The organism is Pseudomonas sp. PDM01 (genome assembly GCF_014852325.1).
Classification (GTDB): Bacteria; Pseudomonadota; Gammaproteobacteria; order Pseudomonadales; family Pseudomonadaceae; genus Aquipseudomonas; species Aquipseudomonas migulae.
On the sequence record NZ_JACVBK010000002.1, the window covers coordinates 187,124 to 206,679 of the forward strand.

At 60.6% G+C, this 19,556-nt stretch carries 15 protein-coding genes; 6 read left to right on the forward strand and 9 right to left on the reverse strand.

The window, feature by feature from the left end; translation table 11 throughout:
• Window positions 1–7: 7 nt before the first annotated feature.
• Together IB246_RS05425 and IB246_RS05430 are read right to left on the reverse strand one after the other, a co-directional pair.
• Complete coding sequence (locus tag IB246_RS05425; protein WP_008038140.1) at window positions 8–454, reverse strand: GNAT family N-acetyltransferase; 447 nt, start codon at window positions 452–454, stop codon at window positions 8–10.
• A gap of 9 nt (window positions 455–463) precedes the next feature.
• Window positions 464–1,087 (reverse strand): FMN-binding negative transcriptional regulator, encoded by a 624-nt coding sequence (locus tag IB246_RS05430; protein WP_008038139.1) that lies wholly within the window; start codon window positions 1,085–1,087, stop codon window positions 464–466.
• 90 nt (window positions 1,088–1,177) lie between these two features.
• On the opposite strand from IB246_RS05430, the gene IB246_RS05435 reads away from it, so the two are divergent.
• A complete protein-coding gene (locus IB246_RS05435) occupies window positions 1,178–2,728 on the forward strand; it encodes a PLP-dependent aminotransferase family protein (protein ID WP_008038138.1) in 1,551 nt (516 codons plus the stop codon).
• Between the two features lie 17 nt (window positions 2,729–2,745).
• Here IB246_RS05435 and IB246_RS05440 read toward each other — a convergent pair whose 3' ends face one another.
• From IB246_RS05440 to aspA, 7 genes are all read right to left on the reverse strand, one after another.
• Window positions 2,746–7,332 carry a dermonecrotic toxin domain-containing protein gene (locus tag IB246_RS05440; RefSeq protein WP_008038137.1) on the reverse strand — a complete coding sequence of 1,529 codons (4,587 nt, stop codon included), beginning with the start codon at window positions 7,330–7,332 and terminating at the stop codon, window positions 2,746–2,748.
• Between the two features lie 150 nt (window positions 7,333–7,482).
• Entirely contained in the window at window positions 7,483–8,583 is a 1,101-nt protein-coding gene (locus IB246_RS05445) for a polyamine ABC transporter substrate-binding protein (protein ID WP_008038136.1), read from the reverse strand.
• A 5-nt stretch (window positions 8,584–8,588) separates the two neighbouring features.
• Complete coding sequence (locus tag IB246_RS05450; RefSeq protein ID WP_008038135.1) at window positions 8,589–9,626, reverse strand: histone deacetylase family protein; 1,038 nt, start codon at window positions 9,624–9,626, stop codon at window positions 8,589–8,591.
• A gap of 244 nt (window positions 9,627–9,870) precedes the next feature.
• Window positions 9,871–10,863 carry an AraC family transcriptional regulator gene (locus IB246_RS05455; protein WP_008030718.1) on the reverse strand — a complete coding sequence of 331 codons (993 nt, stop codon included), beginning with the start codon at window positions 10,861–10,863 and terminating at the stop codon, window positions 9,871–9,873.
• 145 nt (window positions 10,864–11,008) lie between these two features.
• Window positions 11,009–12,013 carry an asparaginase gene (locus IB246_RS05460; RefSeq protein WP_008038134.1) on the reverse strand — a complete coding sequence of 335 codons (1,005 nt, stop codon included), beginning with the start codon at window positions 12,011–12,013 and terminating at the stop codon, window positions 11,009–11,011.
• A gap of 141 nt (window positions 12,014–12,154) precedes the next feature.
• The gene (locus IB246_RS05465) at window positions 12,155–13,606 is read right to left on the reverse strand and encodes an alanine/glycine:cation symporter family protein (protein ID WP_008038133.1); all 1,452 of its coding nucleotides are present in this window, start codon (window positions 13,604–13,606) and stop codon (window positions 12,155–12,157) included.
• A 499-nt stretch (window positions 13,607–14,105) separates the two neighbouring features.
• Window positions 14,106–15,530, reverse strand: coding sequence for an aspartate ammonia-lyase (gene aspA / locus IB246_RS05470; RefSeq protein WP_008030715.1), 1,425 nt, complete (start codon window positions 15,528–15,530; stop codon window positions 14,106–14,108).
• A gap of 180 nt (window positions 15,531–15,710) precedes the next feature.
• On the opposite strand from aspA, the gene IB246_RS05475 reads away from it, so the two are divergent.
• The 5 genes from IB246_RS05475 to IB246_RS05495 all read left to right on the forward strand — a co-directional run bounded on the left by IB246_RS05475 (window position 15,711) and on the right by IB246_RS05495 (window position 19,491).
• Window positions 15,711–16,628, forward strand: coding sequence for a LysR substrate-binding domain-containing protein (locus tag IB246_RS05475; RefSeq protein ID WP_008030714.1), 918 nt, complete (start codon window positions 15,711–15,713; stop codon window positions 16,626–16,628).
• Between the two features lie 297 nt (window positions 16,629–16,925).
• Entirely contained in the window at window positions 16,926–17,417 is a 492-nt protein-coding gene (gene purE / locus IB246_RS05480; RefSeq protein WP_008030713.1) for a 5-(carboxyamino)imidazole ribonucleotide mutase, read from the forward strand.
• Between the two features lie 11 nt (window positions 17,418–17,428).
• Entirely contained in the window at window positions 17,429–18,511 is a 1,083-nt protein-coding gene (locus IB246_RS05485) for a 5-(carboxyamino)imidazole ribonucleotide synthase (protein ID WP_008030711.1), read from the forward strand.
• A gap of 110 nt (window positions 18,512–18,621) precedes the next feature.
• Window positions 18,622–18,867, forward strand: a complete 246-nt coding sequence (locus IB246_RS05490) for a GlsB/YeaQ/YmgE family stress response membrane protein (RefSeq protein WP_008030708.1) — start codon at window positions 18,622–18,624, stop codon at window positions 18,865–18,867.
• An 87-nt stretch (window positions 18,868–18,954) separates the two neighbouring features.
• Window positions 18,955–19,491 carry a DUF3299 domain-containing protein gene (locus IB246_RS05495; protein ID WP_008030706.1) on the forward strand — a complete coding sequence of 179 codons (537 nt, stop codon included), beginning with the start codon at window positions 18,955–18,957 and terminating at the stop codon, window positions 19,489–19,491.
• The last annotated feature ends 65 nt before the right edge of the window (window positions 19,492–19,556 follow it).

Consider the following 19,556-nt stretch of genomic DNA (forward strand, 5'->3'; position numbering starts at 1 on the left):
TTGAACCTTAAAGGGCTTTGCGGAACTGGATGAAACCAGGGCGCTCGGCGATGCGCTCGTAGAGCTGGATCGCGGTGGCGTTGGTTTCGTGGGTCAACCAGTGGACCTTGCAGCAACCGTCCGCTTTGGCGGTCGCGTAGACAAATTCGATCAGTTTGCGGCCGACGCCGGTGCCTCGGGTTTCGGGTGTTACCAACAGGTCTTGCAGGTAGCAGGAGTTTTCGATGCTCCAGTTCGACCGATGGTAGATGAAGTTCACCATGCCGACCGCTTTGCCATCGCTCCACGCCAATGCCGAATGAGTCGGTTCATTCGAGTCGAGCAGGCGTTGCCATGTGCTGTCCGTGACCGCCTCAGGCAGTTCGGTGTTGTAGAAGCGCAGGTAGGCTTGCCACAACGGCAGCCACGCAGCGTGATCAGCAGCGGTGACCTGGCGGATTTCAATCTGACTCATGTTCAATCCTTAGCGCATCAAGTGGGCGAGGGCCTGGTCGTGCACGTCGGGGCTGGCGGCGAGCCCCTCGCGCACACCGGCGATGTCTGCGGTGCTGCGGTTCTGGCTGAGTTTGCGTTTGCCTTCCAGGCGCTGGATCGGCAGGGCAAACCCGACGATGGCCTTGAGCATGCCGTCGATGTAGTCGGCGGGTGCTTCAGCGACTGTCCATGGTTGGGCGCGACCGGCTTCATGGCGATCGGTCAACGCACTGACCAGATTGAGCAGGCGGTCGGCGTCGGTGAAAACCTCTGCGGTGCCGTAAGCGTGTACGGCGACGTAGTTCCAGGTCGGTACGACTTTGCCGTGCTCGGCTTTGCTCGGATAAAAGCCCGGGCTGATGTACGCGTCGGCACCGGCGAAAATGACCAGCGCTTCGGCACCGTTTTGCAGTGCCTTCCATTGCGGGTTGGCCCGGGCGAAATGACCGTACAGGGTGCCATTCGGACCTTGGTCAGGGCTGAACAACAACGGCAGGTGACTGGCTTGCAAGCCTTGCTCGTCGTGGGTGATCACCACGGCCAGGCGTGTGTCGAGTATCTGCTGCTGCAGTTCATGCAAATCTTTGATGGCAAAGCCGCTGGGGTTGTACATGGAAAAATTCCTTGGCGAATGCATCCATCCTAGGCAGGCTATTGGTCTGTTGTAAGAGCCATTAACGACCAATTTCATAGGTCCATTGCCATGAGCGAAGCGCCGCTTTCCCTATCGTTCAACCCCGCCGGTATCGAACTTGATCGCCGTCAGGGGCTTAGTCGTCAGCTCTATCAGGCCTTGCGCCTGCGGGTGCTCGACGGGCGATTGGCCAGTGGCACTCGATTGCCGGCCAGCCGGGACTTGGCGGCGGCGTTGGCGATTTCCCGCAACAGCGTGGTTCGCGCCTACGATCAGCTCTATGCAGAGGGCTTCATCGAGGGGCGTGTCGGGGACGGGACTTACGTCGCGCAATTGCCTCAAGCGGCGTTGCCCACGAAAAAACTATCCACAAAAGTATCCACAGGGTTGTCAACAGGGTTACCCACAGCCTTATCCACAAATCGGCTGGATTTACCTGTGGTTTCATCCAGTAAAGTTATCCACAGCGGAGCGCTGGGGCGCGTTGAAAAGAACCATTTGGCCACGCCGCCCAGCGGTCCGCCTCGGGCTTTTCGGGTGGGCGTTCCGGCGTTCGACCTATTTCCCTTCGAGGTGTGGGCCAAGCTGAATGCGGCTTTCTGGCGTAAACCGGATTTGCAGCAGCTGTGTTATGGCGATCCGGCAGGCGATGCGCGCTTGCGCGGCCTGATCGCCGCTTATTTGCGCAGTTCGCGGGGGATGCAGTGCACGGCTGAGCAAATAGTGATCACCAGCGGCGCACAGCAGGGGATTAGCCTTTGTGCACAGCTGCTGGTGGAGCCGGGCGACGGGGTGGCGATTGAAAATCCGGGGTATCGGGCGGCAGGTCATGCGTTCGCCGTGGCCGGGGCGAAATTGCATGGGGTGGCGGTGGACGGCGAGGGCATCGACTGCACCGAACTGGCCCGGCTCAGCGATTGTCGACTGGCCTATGTCACGCCTTCGCATCAATACCCGACCGGCGTGGTAATGAGCCTGGCGCGGCGTCTTGAATTACTCGCTTGGGCGGAGCGCAACCAAGGCTGGATCGTCGAGGACGACTACGACGGCGAATACCGTTACAGCGGCGCACCCCTGGCGCCGTTGGCGGCACTCGATCGGCAGGGCCGGGTCTTGTACGTCGGGACCTTTGGCAAAGTTGCATTCCCGGCGTTGCGCCTGGGTTATCTGGTGTTGCCGCCGGCTCTGGTGCAGGCGTTTTCTCAACGTCGAGCGGTGGACGTCCGGCATTCCGAAGTCAGCACCCAGGCGGTGATGGCCGAGTTCATGGCCGCCGGGCATTTCCAGCGGCACATCCGCCGCATGCGCCGTGCCGCCCTGAGTCGACGCAATACGTTGCTGGCGGGCTGGCCGCAGAACATCCCCGGCATCGGCAGCCTGCCGAGTGTCGCCGCAGGGTTGCATCTGACAGTGGCGGTCAACTCACAGGTGCGCGAGTACGAACTGATAGAAAAAGCCGCCAGCGTCGATGTCGAGATCAATGCGCTGAGCAGCTATTGGTTGCCGGACTCGCAGAAACCGGCGGACCAGCGTGCCGGGCTGGTCCTGGGTTTCGCGGCCGTGCCCGAGGCGGCCATCAGCACCGCACTCGGGCGACTGGAAAAGGTCTGGCGCCGTTAATCACCACGACGCAAGCCTTACGATTTTGAGGCCGACGGCAGCACCTTCGCGAAAAACAGTGCAGTCGCCAGTTGTGGGCTGATTTCGCTGCGATAGATCGCTATCGCGTGCAGGTCGTCATTTGCACTGCGCGCTTCGGATGCGCCGCCCAGCAGCCGTTGCTGCACGGTTTTCAGATGCGCCGCCGTGAATGTCTGGACAGGCGACGCGGGCTGCGCGTAGTGAAAGTGTGCATACCACAGAACATTTTTGCTGGTGTGGTCACGGACCTCATATTCCTCGAGGTAGTCTTTTTTACGGCTTTTGAGCAAGCGTCGGCCGGGGTTCCTGACGATGTCGACCTGACCTTCGCTTTGCAGCCACTGGACCCGCTCGGCCGTCGGCGGCTGTAGTTTTGTCATGCTGATTCGCATTGTGCGTCCCTGACTGTAGAGGCGGGTTGCTCCGTCATTCAGCTGCTTGACCAGTGTCACGGCAGACCCCGGACCGTCATCGGTGGCGTTGCTGGAAATCAGTGCTTCGTCGATTGCCTTGGCGGCCTCCTGCAGCCGATGGGCTTGCTGATGGAACATCTCCTCGATTTCCACGGGAATTCGCCGCGCTCCTTTCGAATGGGCGTCCGTTCGGCGGATGAACGCCTCCAGCCCGTCCAGCATTGCCTGACCTTGAACAATGCTTGTACCCAAATCGGGTTGGACGACGGCAGGGGAAACCGGTTTCGCGGCCACTCGTTCAACCCAGACACCCGGGGGTTTCTCATGAAAGGTCGAGATGACTTTGCCTGTCAGTGTCGAGGTTACGTCGACCAGTTCTGATCCGTCCGCCACGGCATCGGCGCGTAGTTGGCCGACCACCGTGCCGTTGTAACGGGTCTTGATGATGCGTTTGACAGGAGCGGTCGGCAGACGGGAAGGGCCAGGTTGCGGTTCGAGCGCTTGGCGCTCGCGCAGCAGGCTCGCCAGGTGCTTCACAGTGCGCTGTTGAAACGCGTCGATACGTTGGCGCATCAGGTCGAGCGAGGGTTGCAGGAACTGACCGGGGAACTCGCCGGGCAGATCGATGATGCGCTGATCGGTGACCGTGAGTTGCTCCACCAGATCACTGAGCCCCTCTATTCGCTCCGGCAAGCGCAACACGTCTTCGTCAGCGGCCAGATCCAGTGAAGCCTGGATGGCGAGCGCTGCGTTTTCGACAACGCTCTCCAGCGCCGGGCGTGCTTCATGCGTGAGCGCAACCGAGGGTGCGAGGCACAACTCCTGGGCCAGCGTGATCTGGAACAGTTTGAGGTCCTGTAAATCGAACGTCGGTATGTTGGCCTTGACGTCGCGGATCACTTCCACGGCTTCTTTGCCGAGCAGGTTCAGTTGCTCGAAGCGCGATTGCGCGAATTCGATTTTGTTGATGTAGCCCTCAGCCAGATCGCTCATGTGTTGAAAGGTCTGTCGGGCGGCCTGCGTGTTTTCCGTTGGTTGTGTGTCGAGAAGATTGAGGGAGAGACGCATTTGATTGTCGAAAACAGGACGCTGGTGGTCGAACCATTTCTCCAGCAGCGATAGCTGGAAATCCAGACGGCTGATCATCGCTTTTCGGAAATTGGGAATGGCTTCGCGAGCATTGAACGCTTTCATCTGCTCAATGTTGGCGCCGATGAGTGACATCTGCGCATCGAGCATTTCAAGGTACAAGCGGCGATGGGTGTCGGTGGCGCTCGCTGCCTTCGCGTTTTTTTCAGCTTCCTTGAGTTCTGTTTCCCGGCTTTTGACCTGGCTTTCGAACGCTGTCATTTGCTGTTTCAGTTCAGCCAGACGCACTTTGTTTTGCTGTTCCAGCCGCTGCCTCTCCCTGCCCCCGCCCCGCAGCCTCAGCCGTGTATCGATAAACCATTCGCCGCTGGCGTTCTTGATCAGCAACGGCCCGGTGCGCGGGGGGGACTGGCGTGAGTCAATGATCTGCACGTCGTTATTGTCGTTGAGGGTGACTTCGAACCATCGCTGGCCGACCTTCGCATACCATTTTCCGTTTAGTGAACTGAGGTGCTGGTGAGGGCCGGCCACGCTGGAGGCGACGGCCATTCCCTTGGGTTCGGCGATGGCCAGTTCATCCAGCAAGATGCCCAACGCTACAGGCGGCAGCGTGGCGACGGCGTGCAAAGACGTCTCATGGTCGTGAGGCAGTTGATTAAGGTCGGGCAGGCGAGTGACCGTGATTTTCTGCGCAGGCTTGATGGGCGGTGTGACCGGTGGTGGCTCGAGTTTCTCGGCTAATCGCGAGACCGGTTTATGGCGAGCGGCAGCCCGATGAGCCAGTACCAAGCCGAGCATCAACAGCAAATCGGTCACGGCAGACCAGGCAAGTTGGCTGTCTTCGCTTTCTGCGGCATCGGTGATTTCCTGCAAGTCGTCCATGATCTGCCAGATCCACGCGGCAACCCCGGCAGTGCGCCCGAGGAAGGGCAAGGCGACGTTGAACAGCATCCATGCACCGTGCTTGAACGTTTCCCAGCGAGCTTGTGCATTGGACACTGATTGACGGTCAGCCAACGTCATCATGGCGTTGGCGTTCGCTTTGAACAGCGGCGCCAGTGAATCATCATCAAGGGCTGCCGCACTGAGCGACACCGCGCCCATCTTGCCCAGCGCTGAAGTGGGATCGACCAGCAGTTGGGTCAGGGTCCAGACCGAAGGCAACTCACCGGAAAACACGTACTGGGAATAGTTGAAGCGCACGTCGTCGGCCAGCCATGCCAGGACCGATTGGCGAAGGGGTTTTTCGTGCTTGATCGCGTACAGCAGATTGGCTTCGTTCGGGTACTGCGTCAGCGAGGGCACGAGCAATGGCCGGTAGAGCAGGCATGGTCCTTGATCAGTGGAGCGTGGGCCGATGACGAACATATTGGCGACTTCGTCGCCCTTGCTGTCGGCGCTTTCACTGCTGATAAAAGCCAACGGGCGAATGACAATCTCCTGCCCATTCACCCGGCGGTCGGCCGCGCTTTGCTGCAGGGCTGCGTTGACGTATTGGTAGCCTCGTTCATCAATGCCGGCTTCGCCGCGCATCTTGTGTTGCAGCGCCTGCAAGGGCAACTGGGTGCGCAGATGACGCGTGTAGAGCGTTTGTCGGCGCAACGATTCTCGCGAGTCATCCAGCAGCTTGCGCTTGATCAGTGCCGGGTAGACCGCGCCGATATCGACCTGGGTCACGAGTTCTTCCAGGTAGGCGGGTGTCATCCAGGCGGGCACAGGGTCGCCGTTTTTGTACTGCACCGTCTTGTTGCCCAACGGAACGGCTATCAGGTTTTGCAGTGCCAATTCGATCAGCGACAACGTAATGGTCTGCGTCTTGCCGGGGACCACGAAAGTGCCCAGCACGATGAGGCTGGTGATGCTGATTTGAATGTCTTTCAGATTCAGGTCCGCTGCCGTTGGATGATCCTTGATCATCTGCTCTCGCAGGGTTTGCAGGGTAAATTCCGGCAGTGAAGCGATGCCTTCGTCGAAGGTTTTTCCAGCGTCCTGCTCTCGCAACTGCGCCAGGTCCATCAGGTGTCGGCTGTAACGGGTCAGGTCCGCTGACGATGCGTTGCTCAGCCAGCCTGTCAGTAACCCCTGAACCTGGTTGAAGCGCGACGAAGGCAGGGCTTCAAACTCAGTGAAGCTCTTCGCCGCCGCGCTGATTTGCGGTGAAAGCCTGGTTGGCGTAGTGCTCTGGAATGTATTGAAGGCACCGATGGCTTCGGCTTCGAGTGCGATCAGCGCACACGCTTGATGATGGAAGAAGTTGCCCTCGGGTTCATACAGGCGCCATTGCAGGGTCTGCCCGGTGCTCGACGCCCCAGGGTTTGCAAACAATGTTTCGCCCAGCGCCGCAACAGAGTCGTAACGCCTGAACCCTTCGGTAATCGAGTGGGTCAGCACCAGGGTTCGACTGTCCAACGTACCCACAAACACGGCGATATCCAGAACCCGCAGATGTTTGCTCTGCGCGCTTTCAACGTGTTCGGTATCGATCAGGCAGGCCTTGGTCAAGTACTTGTCCTGTGAGCGCCGTGCTGCCCGATCCGGCTGAGTGAACACGGCAAGGGCCATTGCTTTTTGATCGGCATCCCAGTCGGTGGTCGCATCGAGGTTCCAGATGTCTTGCAGCGCCTGCGAGAGCTGATGCCAGCGTGGGGTCGAAGGGCTTGTCTGCTGATTCCAGTAATCCAGTTGCTGTTGCTGGTAGGCGATGAACAGCTGCGGTGCGAGCGTATTGATCAGTGAACCGATGGCCGTGATGTTCACGGGCAGTTGAGCCGGCGGTACAACGCCCGGTTGCAGGGTCAGGAAATGCTCGCCATCGATGAGCATCACCGTCGAACCCGACAACCCGAGCCGCACCAATACGTCGGTGAGCGATTCATACAGATTATTGCCCGGCGCGACCTCGCTGCCGGTATCGACCCAGGTCGGAGTGACGACCGTGGCGAGCGTCGGATCTATCTTCAACTGCGGGTAAAGCGCGTTGAGTGCAGGCGCCAATGCAGTCGCTGCAACCTCTCTGATCGAGGGGCCGGTGACCAGTTGGGTCAGTACATTTTCTGCACTCGGGGAAGGGGTATCGGACATGGTCGTCTCCTGATTGAGTACGCTGCGGTTGAATGCGCAGCGCTGGATCAGGGGACGGTATCGGGCGAGCTCAGGTGTCTGGCGGTACATAAATATCGCAGGCAAAAAAAGACCCGCATCACGGCGGGTCTTCGCTTTTCAGGGAGGGCTTCAGGTCCCCGACTTGATTTTGGTCCAGGCCCGCGTGCGCGCACGTTCGGCATCACGCGGCAGCGGTTGCAGGGTGTAAAGAGTGGCCATGGCCGTTTCGGTCGGGTACAGGTTCGGGTTGTTGCGGATCGCCGGGTCGACCAGTTCCGTAGCGTCCTTGTTCGGGTTCGGGTAGCCGACGAAGTCACTGACCGGCGCGATCACCTGCGGTTGCAGCAGGTAGTTGATGAAGGTGTAGGCGTCCTCGGTGTTCTTCGCGCCCTTCGGAATCGCGAGCATGTCGAACCAGATCGGCGCACCTTCTTTCGGCAGGCGCATGTCGACGGTCACCCCGTTCTTTGCTTCCTTGGCGCGGTTGGCCGCCTGGGAGAAGCTGCCGGAATAACCGACCGCGACGCAGATGTCACCGTTGGCGATGTCGGCCATGTATTTGGAGGAGTGGAAGTACGTGACGTACGGCCGGATCTTCATCAACAGCGCTTCAGCCTTTTCGTAGTCCGCCGGCTTCTTGCTGTTGGGGTCCAGGCCGAGGTGTTGCAGGGCCAGCGGCAGGATTTCCGACGGCGAATCGAGCAGGGCGACGCCGCACTGCTTGAGCTTGCTGATGTTCTCTTCCTTGAAGATCAGGTCCCAGCTGTCAACCGGCGCGTCGGCGCCCAGCGCGGCTTTGACCTTGTCCGGGTTGAAGCCGATCAGGATGGTCCCGTACATGTACGGCACGGCGAATTTGTTGCCCGGATCGTTGGCCTCGATCAGCTTCATCAGCTTGGGATCGAGGTGGTTCCAGTTCGGCAGTTTGCTGCGGTCCAGCGGTTGGAAAACACCGGCCTCGATCTGCTTGGCGAGAAACACGTTGGACGGCACCACCGCGTCGTAACCGGAGTTGCCGGTCAGCAGCTTGGCTTCCAGCGCTTCGTTGGTGTCGAAGATGTCGTAGATCAGCTTGGTCTGGGTGTTCTGCGCCTTGAAGTCTTCCAGCGCTTTGGGGGTGATGTAGTCGAACCAGTTGTAGACGCGCAACGTGCGCTCTTCGGCGTGAGCGGCCCCGCTGAGCACCGTGGCGCAGAGCGCGGGCACGATGAAACGCTTGAGTGTGTTCATTGTTGTTATTTCCCTTGGGCGCTTTCAAAACCTTCAAGAACGTTCACGGCATTGATGCCGATTTCTTCGACCGCGTAACCGCCTTCCATCACGAACAGGGTTGGCACGCCCAGCTTGGCGATGCGCTCGCCCATCGCCAGGTAATCCGGGCTGTCGAGCTTGAACTGGGAGATCGGATCGTCCTTGAACGTATCGACGCCCAGGGACACGACGACGATCTCGGCACCGTACTTTTCGATCTCTTTGCAGGCTTGTTCCAGCGCTGCGCTCCAGACATCCCAACCGCTGCCGGCGGGCAACGGGTAGTTGAAGTTGAAGCCTTCGCCCGCGCCTTCTCCGAGCTCGTCTTCATAACCGAGGAAGAACGGAAACTCGGCTTCCGGATGGCCGTGGATCGAGGTGAACAGCACGTCGCTGCGCTCATAGAAAATCGATTGGGTGCCGTTGCCGTGGTGGTAATCGACGTCGAGGATCGCGACTTTCTTGTGGCCCTGATCGAGGAACGCCTGAGCGGCGATGGCGGCGTTGTTGAGGTAGCAATAACCGCCCATCAAGTCGCTGGCGGCATGGTGTCCCGGTGGACGGCACAACGCGAAGGCACTGCGCGCACCGCGCTGGATTTCCGCCTGGGCGGTGAGCGCCACTTGGGCTGCGCTGTACGCGGCCTGCCAGGTGCCGGCGGTGATCGGGGCGCCGCCGTCGAAGCTGTAGTAACCCAGTTCGCCGTGCAGGCTGGTGGGTTTGATGCGGCGCAAGGTACGAGCCGGCCAGGTGTAAGGCAGCAAGTCGCCGTCGGTGTTGAACTCGGTCCAGCGTGCCCAGGCGCCTTTGAAGAAGTCGAGGTAGTCGCGGCTGTGGATGCGTGCAATCGGGTCGAGGCCGAAGTCCTTCGGCGCTTCTACCGGGCCGAGGTGCTGGTTTTGCACCCGTGACAGCACATGGTCGGCGCGCGAGGGCATTTCGAAGCAGGGCTTGAGTTGCCCGTCTATCAATTCACAACGGCCGTGGTGCAGGTGGTGATCGTCCGAGTAGATCGTCAGCATTTCTTGTTCTCCGCAGGCTGATTCGGTTGAACACAGTCTTGCGGCGGATGGCGATTCGGAGAACGGCAGGAAAGGCCAAAAGGGGATCGATGTGGCCAAAATAGTTGACCGAAATTCGCCCCTTTTCGATACCGCAACGCCCCCAAATGACGCATTGATCCTGTAGGAGCGAGGCTTGCCCGCGAAGCTTTTGGCGTACCTGAGGACGCCTTCGCGGGCAAGCCTCGCTCCTACAGGGGGGCGTTTATGGGCGGAACTGGCTGGGCGCCACGCCGCTCCAGCGCACAAAGGCATGGCGGAAGCTCGCGGTCTCGCTGAAGCCCAGAACTTCGGCGATCCGGTAGATCGGCATCTGGTCTTCGCAGAGCAGTTGCTTGGCCTGCTCGAATCGCAGCTCATCCAGCAACTCCTGATAACTGCACCCCAGGTCCTTGAGGTGCCGACGCAATGTCCGCGCCGAGCAATTCATCTGCTCGGCCAACCCTTCGAGCCCCGGTGCAGCATTCAATTGCGCGCTGAGCAACTGACGAATCCGCCCCAGCCACGCCTGACGTCCGGTGAACTCGAGGTTCTGCTTGCGGCAGCGTTCGGCCATGGCCTGATGGGTGATGACATCCGCGAGCGGCAGGGGTTGGTCGAGCCAGCGCTTGTCGAAAGCAAAGGCGTTGTCCCGCGCTTCGAAGTGCAGCGGGCAGTTGAAGTGTGCGGCGTAGGTCGCTTGATAGTCCGGCGCGGCATGTTCGAAGCGTGCGGCGATCAACGGCAGCGGGTGACCGAGCAGGTCGTCGCAGGTGACTTTCAATGACACCAGGCAGAACTCGGCATTGAACACCGCCATCGCCGGGCTCTCCCGGTAGTCGGCGGCGACGAACCAGATGCGTTCGCCGTCGTCCTCCAGGCTCAGCTCGAAAAGTGTTCCCAACAGCGCCGGAAAACGTATCGCCAGGCGCAAAGCGTCACCGAAGGTGGCACTGGTGAGCAGCGCATAACCGAGCATCCCGTAGCAGGAAACGTGCATGCGCCGACCCAGCTCCAGGCCGATGTCACGCTTGAGCGCGACCGCGTTGGCGCAGACCTGCATTTCCTGGTTGGTGGTGATGCGCGTGTCGGCACGGTTCAAGTCCGCTGCGCTGATACCGCTCCCCGCGAGCAAGGCGTCGCTGGACAGGCCTTCGGCCTTGAAGGCGTTGAGCACCAGGGAGACAGCGTTGAGGGTGGTGAGGTGGGAGTGCAGCATGAGCGGCTTCCAGCCTTGGGATGGCTGGAACGCAGCAAATTACATGCCGAGCACTTGTAGGAGCCGGCTTGCTGGCGATCCAGTCGACGCGGTTTTCCAGACACACCGCGTTGCATGAATCGCCAGCAAGCCGGCTCCTACAGGGTCAGGTGAGTTCGCCGCAGAGGTCGAGTTCGACCAGTCGCCGCACTTCAGCGGTGTCCAGACCTGCACCCAGCAACCCATGCAACTTGCCGAACGCCGCTTCACGAGTCATGCCGCCACCGGACAATACACCGACACCACGCAACCGGCTGCCGGCCTCGTAAACGTCCAGCTCAACGCCACCTTCATGGCACTGCGTCACTGCAACGACCACCACGCCGTTGTCCCGTGCCCGCGAAAGCGCGGCGAGAAACTCGGGGTTGTCGCTCGGCCCGGTGCCGCTGCCGTAGCACTCAAGCACCAGGCCCTGGATGCCGCTGTTCAGCACGCCATCCAGTTGCTCGGCGCCAATGCCGGGGAACAGCGGCAACACAGCGACTTTCGCCAGTTGCTTGCTCTGGTTGTAGTTCAACGTTGCTGGCAGTGACGGGGCCTTCGCTCCGCCGCCTTGACGCTCCAGGCGCTTGAACGGATGCCGACCGAAACTGCGCACCTTCGCGCAGCGGGTTGGCGCCAGCAGCTCGCCGTGGAAGTACAGATGCACACCCGGCGCCAGACCTTGGCCCAAAGCAACCAGAGCACCACCGAGGTTTTCCCAGGCATCGCTGTCGGTCACGCCGGCCGGCAACATCGAACCGGTGAAGCACACCCGCGCATTCAGGCCGAGCAATTGAAAGCTCATGGCCGCTGCGCTGTAGGCGAGGGTGTCGGTGCCATGCAGGATCAGCACGCTGTCGCAGCCCTGAACGTCGACGGCATCGACCACTGCTTCACGCAGTTGCTGCCAATACGTCGGGGACATGTTGGCGCTGTCGATCAGCGGCGACATCTCGCGAAAGCGCCACTGCGGCACCACCAGCTCAGGCTGGCTGTGCAGGTATTCACGCATCCGCGCTTCAAAACCGGAGGCCGGAGCCAGGCCGTGTTCGCTGGCTTGCATGCCGATGGTGCCGCCGGTGTAGAGCACCATGACGTGCTGGGCGGCAGGGTAGGTCGAGGAATTCATGGAGATGCTCCGAGAACGATGAGTTCCTCTGTGGGAGTGAGCCTGCTCGCGATAGCGGTCTATCAGCCAGCATTAATGTCGCCTGACACGCCCTCATCGCGAGCGGGCTCACTCCTACAGGGTTTTTCGCACTTTAACCGATCAGCGTTGCGCTGCGGGTATGCCTTGCGCTTCAGCTTCAGCCTTGGTGGCAACCGCTGGCGGGTTGGCTGGCCAAGCGTTCAGATCCAGGTCCAGGTCCGGGAACTTGCTCGAATCGAACACCGGTGTCTTGATGCCGGCAGCGCGCTGGTCATCGTAGTCACGCAGGATGCGCATGCCGACCTTGAACAGCAGGAACAGCGCGATCAGGTTCACGAATGCGAGCAGAGTCATGGTGATGTCGGCAAACGCGAACACCGTGCCGAGGTTCTCGATCGCACCCCAGAAAATCAACACCAGTACCAGCGCACGGTAGCCGATCAGCGCCTTGCGGTTTTCACCGATCAGGAAGCGCAGGTTGCTCTCGCCCAGGTAGTAGTTGTAGAGAATCGAGGTGAACACGAACAGCGCCAGTGCCACGGAGATGAACATCCGGCCCCAGTCACCGACCACGGCGGCCAGAGAGTTCTGGGTCAGGGCAATGCCGTCGCCTTCGAAGCCCGGGGTGTAGAAACCCGAGAGCAGGATCAGCAGCGCGGTGCAGGTGCAGATTACAAAGGTATCGAGGAACACGCTGAACGCCTGAACCACACCTTGAGAAACCGGGTGCTCAACCGACGCCACGGCCGCTACGTTTGGCGCACTGCCCAGGCCTGCTTCGTTGGCGAACACGCCACGCTTCACGCCCATGACGATGGCGCTGCCGATCAGGCCGCCGAAGGCCTGGTCCAGACCGAACGCGCTTTTGACGATGGTCATCAGCATCGCCGGTACGTGGTCGAATTGCAGCACGATCACGTAGATGGTCACGCCGATGTACACCAGGGTTTTCACCGGCACCAACAGGTCAGCGACCTTGGCGATGCGCTTGATCCCGCCGATGAACACCAGGCCCAGCAACACCGCCAGGGCCAGGCCGGTCCAGGTGGTGTCGAAGCCGAACGCGTTGTTCAGCGAGTGAGTCACGGCGTGGGATTGCAGGCCGTTGAAGGCAAACCCGAAGGTGATCAGCAGCAGGAACGCCATGATCATGCCCAACCAGCGTTTCTGCAGGCCGTGCTGGATGTAATAGGACGGGCCGCCACGGTAAGTGCCGTCCGCATCGGCGCGTTTGTAGAGCTGGCCGAGGGAGCATTCGAAGAAGCTGCTGGACATGCCGACCAGCGCGGTCACCCACATCCAGAACACCGCACCTGGCCCGCCGAGGGTCACGGCAATGCCGACACCGGCGATGTTGCCCGCACCGACGCGGCCGGCGAGGCTGAGCATCAGGGCCTGGAAGGAGCTGAGTTGACCGGCGCTGCTTTTGAGGCTGTCGCGGAACACCGCGAACATGTGGAAGAAGTGACGCAATTGAACGAAACGCGAGCGGATCGTGAAGTAGCTACCGAGCCCGACAATGAGCACGATCAGTACTTTCCCTGAGAGGAAGTCGTTAATGACTTCGAGCATGGATTATTCCTCGCTGTTTTTTGTGTAGGCAAATGCTGGGCGGTCAGAAACATCGCGTTACACCGCTGTGCGCACGGCACAACAGGCGAGGCGAAGGTTCGTCCCGATTTCATATTGCGGGTTTGTTATTAGTTCGGGTTTCGCATGGGTTTGGGCCTCGTTACCGACGACCGCTCACGCGAAGAGGGGCGGCACTATACCGATGACAGTGCCGTCCGTCTGCACGATTGTGGTGCATTCGGTGAAGCGAAGCCTTTGAAACACCCGACGTTACCGGCGTCGGGCTCTTGTAGGAGCAAGCTTGCTCGCGATGCAGACGCTGCGGTCTTTCAGGTAAACCGCGTTGTCGTTCATCGCGGGCAAGCCCGCTCCCACAGGTTCTGAGTTGTTGCAAAAGAGTTAAAAAAAAGGGCCTGGGGAGTAAATCCCCAAGCCCTCAAAAGGTGAGAGGTGTCTAGTCCCTCGACCTGGTGAGCGGTGCTACAAGTAACGCGTCGGTTCAGGCTTTAAGCGGAACCAGACGCGGAGCAATCATGTTTTCCGGGCGCAGGATGTCGGCGAGCATTTCTTCGTCGAGCAAGCCTTCTTCGCGCACCAGTTCCAGCACGCCACGACCGCTTTCAAGGGCGATACGGGCGATGCGGGTGGCGTTTTTGTAGCCGATGTACGGGTTCAGTGCGGTGACCAGACCGATCGAGTGTTCGACCAGTTCACGGCAGCGCGCTTCGTTGGCGGTGATGCCGACGATGCAGTGCTCGCGCAGCATGTCCATGGCGCGTTGCAGCAGGCGGATCGAGTCGAGGATCTTGAAAGCGATCAGCGGCTCCATCACGTTCAGTTGCAGTTGGCCGCCTTCGGCTGCCATGGTCAGCGCCAGATCGTTACCGATGACCTGGAACGCAACCTGGTTCACGGCTTCCGGGATCACCGGGTTGACCTTGCCTGGCATGATCGAGCTGCCTGGCTGACGCGCCGGCAGGTTGATCTCGTTGATGCCGGTGCGTGGGCCGCTGGACAGCAGGCGCAGGTCGTTGCAGATCTTCGACAGCTTGACCGCGGTACGCTTGAGCATGCCGGAGAACAGCACGAAGGCGCCCATGTCGGAGGTGGCTTCGATCAGGTCGGCGGCTGGAACCAGCGGTTGACCGCTGATCAGGGCCAGACGCTGTACGGCCAGGGCCTGATAACGCGGGTCGGCGTTGATGCCGGTGCCGATCGCGGTGCCGCCCAGGTTGACTTCGGTCAGCAGTTCCGGGGCCAGCGTCTTCAGACGGGCCAGGTCTTCGCCCATCGTGGTGGCGAAAGCACGGAACTCTTGACCCAGGGTCATCGGCACGGCGTCTTGCAGCTGGGTACGACCCATCTTCAGGACGTGGTTGAATTCTTGACCCTTGGCCGCGAATGCCTGAATCAGGCTGTCGAGGCTGGCCAGCAGAGCGTCGTGACCCAGCAGCAGACCCAGGCGGATCGCGGTCGGGTAGGCGTCGTTGGTCGACTGCGCCATGTTCACGTCGTCGTTCGGGTGCAGGTACTGGTATTCGCCTTTCTGGTGACCCATGGCCTCCAGCGCGATGTTGGCGATGACTTCGTTGGCATTCATGTTGGTCGAAGTGCCAGCGCCGCCTTGAATCATGTCCACCACGAACTCTTCGTGGAAGTCGCCGCGGATCAAACGTGCACAGGCTTCGCTGATGGCAGCGTGCTTGGCTTCGCTCAGGTGACCCAACTCACGGTTGGCGTCAGCAGCGGCCTGTTTAACCATGGCCAGGCCGACAACCAGTTTCGGGTAGTGCGAAATCGGAACGCCCGAAAGGCGGAAGTTATTCACCGCTCGCAGGGTCTGGATACCGTAATACGCTTGAGCCGGTACTTCGAGAGCGCCAAGCAGGTCATTTTCTGTGCGGAATGATGCAGCGGAGGACATGATAGAAATCATCTCAATATGGACCCGGTCTGTGCCGGAACACCGCAAATGCTAGGCTTGTAGAGAATTTTCGGCCAATGCTGTTAAACACTGGCCTATGCATATTCGGCATAATGCCCGTGTGACGCCGTGTCTGTGGCGAACGTGTGACCTAATTTGGTGCGTGTCCGGGAGGACTTGATGAATCTGGAAAGCAAATGGCTTGAGGACTTTAGTGCTCTGGCCGCCACCCGCAGCTTCTCCCAGGCTGCCGAACGCCGCTTCGTGACTCAGCCGGCGTTCAGCCGACGGATCCGCAGCCTTGAGGCCGCGCTGGGGCTGCAACTGGTCAATCGTTCGCGCACGCCGATCGAGCTGACGGCGGCGGGGCAGTTGTTCCTCGTCACCGCGCGGACCGTGGTCGAACAGCTCGGCGAAGTGCTGCGTCATCTTCATCACCTGGAGGGCGGGCAGGGTGAAGTGATGCAGGTCGCGGCGGCTCACTCCTTGGCTTTGGGTTTCTTTCCGCGTTGGATCGCGCAATTGCGCAATGAAGGGCTGAACATCGCCACGCGGTTGGTGGCGACCAACGTTGGCGACGCGGTGCATGCCTTGCGCGAAGGCGGTTGCGACTTGATGCTGGCGTTCTACGACCCGGACGCCGCGATGCAGATGGACCCGGAAATTTTCCCGTCGCTGCACCTTGGGCACACGGAAATGTTGCCGGTGTGCGCAGCAGATGCCGACGGCAAGCCGCTGTTCGATCTGGAAGGCGAAGCCAGCGTTCCGTTGCTCGCCTACAGCGCCGGCGCCTTTCTCGGGCGTTCGGTGAACGGCTTGCTGCGCCAGCGTGCGCTGCGGTTTACCACGGTGTATGAAACCGCCATGGCCGACAGCCTGAAAAGCATGGCGCTGGAAGGGTTGGGCATCGCCTGGGTGCCGCAACTGAGTGTGCGTGCCGAACTGGCCCGCGGTGAGCTGGTGGTCTGCGGCGGCCCGCAATGGCATGTGCCGCTGGAAATTCGTTTGTACCGCTGCGCGTTGGTGCGCAAGGCCAACGTACGGTTGTTGTGGCGCAAACTCGAAGGCGGCGCCGCCCAGACCCCCACCGGACTGTAGGAGCCGGCTTGCTGGCGATCCAGACAACTCGGTGTATCAGACAAACCGCGTCGACTGGATCGCCAGCAAGCCGGCTCCTACAGGGGATTTTGATTGACCTTCAGGTCAATAAAACCGGGGTTTTGCGCCGTATGACAGATGGTCGCATCGGGGGCTGTTTATCTGCTTCATTGAGGTATACTGCGCGGCCTTCGGCCGGTTACGACCGGCCATTTTTCGTACAATCAAGCCACGCATTTTGCGTGGCTTGTTGTTTTTTGACGCGCCTGCGGGCGCCCAGAGAGAAGAGGCACGACGATGAGTGCACTGGTTGGCGTGATCATGGGCTCCAAGTCCGATTGGTCCACCCTTAGCCACACCGCCGATATGCTGGAAAAGCTCGGCATCCCTTACGAGGTGAAAGTGGTCTCTGCCCACCGCACCCCGGACCTGCTGTTCCAGTACGCCGAAGAGGCCGAGGCGCGTGGCATCGAGGTGATCATCGCCGGTGCCGGTGGCGCGGCCCACTTGCCAGGCATGTGTGCGGCCAAGACCCACCTGCCGGTGCTGGGCGTGCCGGTGCAGTCGGCGATGCTCTCGGGCGTCGATTCGCTGCTGTCTATCGTGCAAATGCCAGCAGGCATTCCGGTTGCCACTTTGGCCATCGGCAAGGCCGGCGCGATCAATGCCGCGCTGCTGTCGGCGAGCATCCTCGGCGCCAAGCACCCGCAGTTCCACGAAGTGCTGAAGACTTTCCGCGCTGAGCAGACAGACAGCGTCCTGGACAATCCAGACCCACGCATCGCCTGAGGTTGTTGACGATGAAGATCGGTGTAATCGGTGGCGGCCAGTTGGGTCGCATGTTGGCGCTGGCGGGCACTCCGCTGGGCATGAACTTCGCTTTCCTGGACCCCGCGCCGGATGCTTGCGCAGCCGCGTTGGGCGAACACCTGCGGGCCGATTACGGCGATCAGGATCACCTGCGCCAACTGGCCGATGAAGTCGATCTGGTGACCTTCGAGTTCGAGAGCGTCCCGGCTGAAACCGTGGCGTTCCTGTCGCAATTCGTTCCGGTCTACCCGAGCGCCGAAGCCCTGCGCATCGCCCGTGACCGCTGGTTCGAGAAGAGCATGTTCAAGGACCTGGGGATTCCGACCCCGGCGTTCGCCGACATCCAGTCGCAAGCCGATCTGGACGCCGCCGTGGCCTCCATCGGTCTGCCGGCCGTGCTGAAAACCCGCACCCTGGGTTACGACGGCAAGGGCCAGAAAGTCCTGCGCACCGCTGAAGACGTGGTGGGCACCTTCGCTGAACTGGGCAGCGTTGCCTGCCTGCTGGAAGGCTTCGTGCCGTTCACCGGTGAAGTGTCGCTGATCGCCGTGCGCGCCCGCGATGGCGAAACGAAGTTCTACCCGCTGGTTCACAACACCCACGACAGCGGCATCCTCAAGCTGTCCGTGGCCAGCACCGACCACCCGCTGCAAGCCTTGGCCGAAGACTACTCCAGCCGTGTGCTCAAGCAGTTGAACTACGTTGGCGTGATGGCGTTCGAGTTCTTTGAAGTCGACGGTGGCCTCAAGGCCAACGAGATCGCCCCACGCGTGCACAACTCCGGGCACTGGACCACTGAAGGCGCCGAATGCAGCCAGTTCGAAAACCACCTGCGCGCCGTAGCCGGCCTGCCGTTGGGTTCGACCGCCAAGGTCGGCGAGAGCGCGATGCTCAACTTCATCGGTAAAGTGCCGGACACCGAGAAAGTCCTGGCCATCGCCGATTGCCATCTGCACCACTACGGCAAGGCGTTCAAGGTCGGCCGCAAGGTCGGTCACGCCAACCTGCGTTGCGCAGACCGCGAGACGCTGGCGGCACAGATCCTCAAGGTCGAAGCCCTCATCGCCGAATAAATAGTTTCATGTGGCAGCGGCGGAACCATTCAGGGGCCGCCGTTCTCTCATGGCAGGATGCGAAAGTCTGACTAGGCTTCTGCATAGCCACTTACTCAGAGGGAAATGCCATGGGAATTATCGGAACCATCTTTATCGGCTTGATCGTTGGCCTGCTGGCGCGGTTCCTGAAACCGGGCGATGACAGCATGGGCTGGATCATGACCATCCTGCTCGGTATCGGCGGTTCGCTGGCGGCCACTTACGGCGGTCAGGCCCTGGGCATCTACCAGGCCGGCCAAGGCGCGGGCTTCATCGGTGCGCTGGTCGGCGCCGTGGTGTTGCTGGTGATCTACGGCTTGATCAAAAAGAACTGATTCAGGCGACAAAGTCCTCTCGGCTGCGCAGTCCGGGAGGACTAGAATGCTCGGCGACTTATCGTCCTTCCTTTACCGAGCACCTCCATGCGCCGTCTTCTATTGACTGTCCTTTTACTGGGTTCGGGCCTTGCCCATGCTGGCGAACTGCCGGAAACCGACTGGCTCGAACTGATGCCCAAGTCGGACCAGAAAGCCCTCGAGGCCATGCCCGAAATCGATCACAACTCCCCCGAAGCCAATGGCACCTTTACCGAAAAGGGTGGCATGAAGCAGAGCAAGGGGTTGCCGGCGGTGATGTACTCGACCAAGACCGTGGCGTCGATGAACGACAAGAACATCCGCATCGGTGGTTATCCGGTGCCGCTGGAGTCCGACGCCAAGGGCCGCAGCACGCTGTTCTTCCTCGTGCCGTATCCGGGCGCCTGCATCCACGTGCCGCCACCGCCGCCTAACCAGTTGGTGCTGGTGCGTTATCCGAAAGGGTTGAAGCTCAATGATATCTATACGCCGCTGTGGGTGACCGGGACGTTGAAGATCGAGAAGGTCAACAACGACCTGGCTGATGCGGCGTATGCGCTCGATGCGGCGCAAGTGCGGGTGGTGAAAGAATCGGATTTGTAGGCGGTCAAAACTGTGGGAGCGAGCCTGCTCGCGAAAGCGGTGTGTCAGTTAACATCAATGGTGTC